We start from the raw sequence: 4,676 nt of genomic DNA, 5'->3' as shown, positions 1-4,676 counted from the left end.
AATATCGCAACGACCAGAAGCCATGGGCTAACTCACCAGCAACTTGAAAGTGTTTTTACACACTCTGGGCCGAAAGCTGCCCTTTGTGAAGGGCAGCCAAATACGTGAAGCATGAGAGAAGGCCCAGGGCTTCCACCCAGTGTCCGACCGCATCTGACCGTCACGAGCAATTATCCACTCTCTTTCATTCAGGACCTCAGGGTATGGAATGAAAACACCTGAAGCTGCTGTTTCGCAGCCTTCATGCCTCGCAGAATGACCCACTGTCGGATAACCGGTACCAGAGGAGTAAATGCATATGAGCAAACAGCAGTTGGCGAGAGGCCCGGATTTTACACGCGGGCTACAGCTTTTCTCTAGGTTGCACGGTAACCATAGCGGGCAACAGTTGGCCCAGTCGCGGGAGGACATCTGCCCTGATTTGATCACTATGACGATGAGCTGGGCATTTGCTGGAATTTTGGATCGACCGGGTTTGGACTTGGCAACGCGTGAATTAATTATCATCGCCAGTTGCGTGACGATGGGATCCGCACTGCCGCAGGTCCGGGCACATACGCAGGCAGCACTGGAGGCCGGCGCAACCCAGGAGCAGATTGTCGAAGCGGTTCTACAAACCATGTTCTATGCGGGTGGGGCAAATGTTAACAACGCTATGGGGGTTGTTTCAGAGGTTTTCGAGGAGCAGGAAAAACTTTAGCGGTTATCCACCCTGACGTGCTTTCGCCGCTAGTGGAGGCTAGGCTTTCATATAATGCGATGCTCTACCGCCCCAGAACTCAAGTTGCAAACTCCCTCATGAGAAAATCGATCACACTTCTCAGCTTGGCAGTCGGAGTGGTGTCTTGTCGGTAGAGCAAATGCATTGGAGTCGACTTATAAGACCAATCTGCCAGGACCCGCTCCAGGCGCCCCGCTGCAATATCGTCTGATAACAGATCCTCTTGCTGCAATACGATGCCGATTCCACACAGTGCTGCCATGCGTAACGCACTTCCCTGGTTTGATGAGAATCTTCCCTTCACCATCACTGCGCATGTTTCATCATTCTCGCAGACCAGGTTCCACCGATCATGTCGTCGCCAGTACGATAGCCCCAAACAACTGTGCCGTTCCAATTCTTCAGGGTGGGAGGGCGTGCCGTGTGTGGCTAAATACTTTGGAGACGCCGCCAGAATCCTGCGGTAGGGCCTGAGTGGCCGCGCAACCAGGCCCATGTCCTTCACGTCACCAATCAATATGCCCAGTTCGATATTGTCGGCATGGAAGTCAGGCGCTCGATTATCGAGCGTGAGTTCTACATCCACCTCCGGATGCTGCTCCAAATAACGAGTCAGAGCTGGTACCAGCACCTGGCTACCGAATGTGACCGGTGCTACCAGCCTGACTGCACCACGTGGTGTCTCCTGGAGTTCCGAGGCGCTTGCCTCGGCAAGCTCGACTTCGGCCAGTACTTTTTTGCAGCGCTCATAGAAGAGTTGGCCTACCTCAGTGAGGTGCTGTCGACGGGTCGTCCGGTGGAGCAAGCGCGCCCCTAAGCGTGCCTCGCTGGCACGAATGTGCTTGGCAACCATGGTCGGGCTGACGTTGCTCGCCAATGCCGCAGCAGTGAAGCTGCCACAGTCAACCACGCGAACGAACATAGCCATGGCATTCAACTTGTCCATTATTGCGAACCTCACGGTTTTGAATGGCTAAAATTATTGCATCTGTATCACAGTATTGAAACCGGGAGATACTCAATTCAGCCACCTTACTGATGTCCCCCTCAATCTTTATCAGGAGATAGCCATGGCATCCGCTCCACGGATTACCCTCAATGATGGCGTAGAGATTCCGCAACTGGGCTTCGGCGTGTGGAAACTGGACGACGCGCAGGCTTATGCGTCTTCCAGGATTGCCTTGGAATCCGGTTACCGACATATTGATACGGCGATGAGTTACGGTAACGAAGCCGGAGTTGGCCGAGCGGTTATGGAAAGCGATCTGGGCCGCGACCAAATCTTCATCACGACAAAGCTATGGAATGCCGATCAAGGGTTCGACAGCACCTTGCGAGCGTTCGACGCCAGCATGCAGCGTCTGGGCCTTGAAACGTTGGACCTGTACTTGATCCATTGGGCCATCCCGAAAAAGGGAGCCTATCGTGACACTTGGAAGGCCTTTGTGCGCCTGCGAAAGGAAGGTCGGGTCCGCTCAATCGGAGTGTCCAATTTCAATAGCGAGCATCTGGCGCATATCATTGATGACACAGGCGTGATTCCTTCAATCAACCAGATCGAAGTCCGTCCCGATTTCAACCAAGCCGAACTGAGCCATCGGTGCCGTGAGCAAGGCATCGTTGTCTCGTCTTGGAGCCCGCTGGGGCAGGGCGGTGAGGTACTGAAACTGCCACTGTTCGCTGAAATCGCTCAGCGCCACAGCAAAACCCCTGCCCAGGTCATCCTTCGCTGGCACCTTCAGAATGGCTATGTGGTGATACCTCGCTCGTCCAATCCCGAACGAATTGCGGCCAATATCGACATATTCGACTTTCAGCTCAGCCGTCGGGAGGTTGAAGCGATTGCCCAACTCAAGCAAGCCGGCCGCTTGGGGCCGGATCCGGAAACCATCGAAATGGGCATTTGAACCTGCATCTTGCTGATGAGGCCCACCTACGCTGCGAGGACTGTCTTTTTCCTAGCTGCTTGCATACCTTGGCGTGCGCGGTGTTGGGGGAGCGGCTGCATAGCTATCATGCTGTAGGAGGCGCGCTGGCATTGATGGGAGTCGCGGTGGGGCTGCGTAAAAAGAAATAGCATTGGGGATCAACCGGAGTCATGGGCCCAGCATCCGTGGCTGCTGGCCATTTTTGGGCAGAAGGCGGCCATTCTCCAATGGTTGCTTTCGACCCAAAGCGGACCCTGACAGTTAAACCATCTGCCCGCTTCTCTTCATGCTCGGGCGAGTTTCAGATACTCACTGCTTATATTCATTGAGTGCTTCACTAGGCCCCGGATGAATGGCAGTCGAGCCTGCTCATAACGCGCTAGCACAGTAGCAAATGTTTCTCCGGGGCTTCGCCTCGCCAGCAGATGCGCCACGGTCGAAGCGTCCTCCATGCCAGTCAAAAGCCCTCTGCCGGTCATAGGCGTGATGACGTGCGCAGCATCACCAATGATCGCCATGTTGCCTCGGGCAAGCCGTTGCGGAAGGTATTCAGCGATGGGAGAGCCGCTAAGCGTGTTTGGAGAGCGGATACCTGCCAGCACTGCTTCCCGCCATCTTTCCGGCCATATGGTATGGGCACGCTTCGCTAGTGCTGACCTGACGCTGTCATCGATCATGCCTCGGGCGAGAGTTCCGACAGTATGCCCTTCTGCGGTCAAACAGCCAGTACGACGCAGCAGCTCATCTTGATGGGCGTCAAACCAGGCAAATGTGATTTGTCGCTGCCCAGGCTGAACAGATCCGTCACGACCTGGCAGCGTTGCTGCAACAAGTCTGTAACCGCCTACGAACTCAATCCAAAGGCCACCATCCGAGGGCCAGGACACCGGGTTTTGCAGCGCTTGCTCGTCAACAAGCCCACGCCAAACGAGATAGCCTGCGTATTTCGCAAACGGCGCCTCAGGCGCTATCGCTTGTCGAACAACGCTACGATAGCCATCCGCCCCAGTAACCACTGGCGCCGTTTGCTGATGGCCATCTGCGAAGGTGATTTGAACTGAGTCGCCTAGGTCAGAAACAGAAGACACTCGTCTGCCGCCTTCAAGCACTATGCCGGGAGCCTCGTTCACGCGGTCTCGTAACCAGCCATAGAGCGCTGGCCAAGTAGTGAGATCTCTGTAGGCTGGGACGACGGGGAGCGCAGGTGACACACGGGGATTGTGCCCGGTTGTGGCGGCCAGGAGGGCCAGATCGACGGTTAGACTGTCGCCGCCTGACGCGTGTCCTTCGGACTGCTCAAGTACACGAACTCTCAAACCTGATGATGCGCATGCGAGTGCTAGGGTGAGTCCGGCGAGCGAACCGCCGATGATGGTGATCTCTTCGTCTGAAGCCATTGATTCAAGATCCGGTGATGAGGACAACCATGAAGGCAGATGACGTCACGTCGACGGCATTGCAAAAAAGGCGACTCATTCGTCGCTTCTATTGCCAAGGGGCCAGAGGAGCGATATTCCAGCTCCTCTGGCTTAGAGCAAGGAGTCAGTCGCCAAATGCTTCCATCAGCACCTGAACCAATTGACCGCCCTCTGGGGTGGCCCAACTGCCTGCCAGTTCGGCGATCAACTGATTGGTGGTGGTGAGGGTCACACCGGCTTTATCCATGCGACGCAAGGCGATGTCGTCAGCCATTTTGGTAGGCGAAGCACCACCGTCAGCCACGACTTGGACTTCGTAACCATCGCGTACGAGCGACAGTGCCGGGTATACCGTGCAGACGTCGTTGGTCACGCCAGCGAGGATGAGTTTTTTGCGGCCAGTGGCTTTCACGGCAGCGGCGAAGTTTTCATCGTCCATTGCGTTCACGATGCCCAGACGCTTGATGCGACCGGCGAATTCGGTCGGAAGGATCTCTTCCAGCTCGCTCAGCAGAGGGCCTTGTGCATACTCTGTAGTGGTCAACTGATCCCGGACACTGCGTTAAGTTTTTCCTCGGCAACGGCAGGCGCCAAGCCGTCGTTGAACTG

General features: G+C 55.6%; 4 protein-coding genes and 1 pseudogene. 2 read left to right on the top strand and 3 right to left on the bottom strand.

Translation table 11 applies throughout. The features are described 5' to 3' along the window. Positions 1 to 298 precede the first annotated feature (298 nt). A complete protein-coding gene (locus ACWKWX_RS32545; RefSeq protein WP_416427731.1) occupies positions 299 to 700 on the top strand; it encodes a carboxymuconolactone decarboxylase family protein in 402 nt (133 codons plus the stop codon). 79 nt (positions 701 to 779) lie between these two features. Here ACWKWX_RS32545 and ACWKWX_RS32540 read toward each other — a convergent pair whose 3' ends face one another. Further along, positions 780 to 1,667 carry a LysR substrate-binding domain-containing protein gene (locus tag ACWKWX_RS32540; RefSeq protein WP_416427732.1) on the bottom strand — a complete coding sequence of 296 codons (888 nt, stop codon included), beginning with the start codon at positions 1,665 to 1,667 and terminating at the stop codon, positions 780 to 782. Between the two features lie 124 nt (positions 1,668 to 1,791). On the opposite strand from ACWKWX_RS32540, the gene ACWKWX_RS32535 reads away from it, so the two are divergent. Then, positions 1,792 to 2,628, top strand: coding sequence for an aldo/keto reductase (locus tag ACWKWX_RS32535; protein ID WP_416427734.1), 837 nt, complete (start codon positions 1,792 to 1,794; stop codon positions 2,626 to 2,628). A 305-nt stretch (positions 2,629 to 2,933) separates the two neighbouring features. Here ACWKWX_RS32535 and ACWKWX_RS32530 read toward each other — a convergent pair whose 3' ends face one another. Together ACWKWX_RS32530 and ACWKWX_RS32525 are read right to left on the bottom strand one after the other, a co-directional pair. Continuing rightward, entirely contained in the window at positions 2,934 to 4,046 is a 1,113-nt protein-coding gene (locus ACWKWX_RS32530; protein ID WP_483829918.1) for an FAD-dependent monooxygenase, read from the bottom strand. Positions 4,047 to 4,191: 145 nt separating this feature from the next. Further along, positions 4,192 to 4,599: pseudogene (locus ACWKWX_RS32525) on the bottom strand (isochorismatase family protein); the annotation flags it as partial. Positions 4,600 to 4,676 lie beyond the last annotated feature (77 nt).

The sequence above is a fragment of the Pseudomonas imperatae genome (genome assembly GCF_057128625.1).
Note: the sequence above shows the minus strand (reverse complement) of the source record. Positions and strands in the feature narration are given on the sequence as shown.

What these genes read in the sequence shown, in the direction of transcription:
- ACWKWX_RS32545 (WP_416427731.1), top strand. Translation starts at nt 299, where the DNA reads ATGAGCAAACAGCAGTTGGCGAGAGGCCCGGATTTTACACGCGGGCTA.
- ACWKWX_RS32540 (WP_416427732.1), bottom strand. Translation starts at nt 1,667, where the DNA reads ATGGACAAGTTGAATGCCATGGCTATGTTCGTTCGCGTGGTTGACTGT.
- ACWKWX_RS32535 (WP_416427734.1), top strand. Translation starts at nt 1,792, where the DNA reads ATGGCATCCGCTCCACGGATTACCCTCAATGATGGCGTAGAGATTCCG.
- ACWKWX_RS32530 (WP_483829918.1), bottom strand. Translation starts at nt 4,046, where the DNA reads ATGGCTTCAGACGAAGAGATCACCATCATCGGCGGTTCGCTCGCCGGA.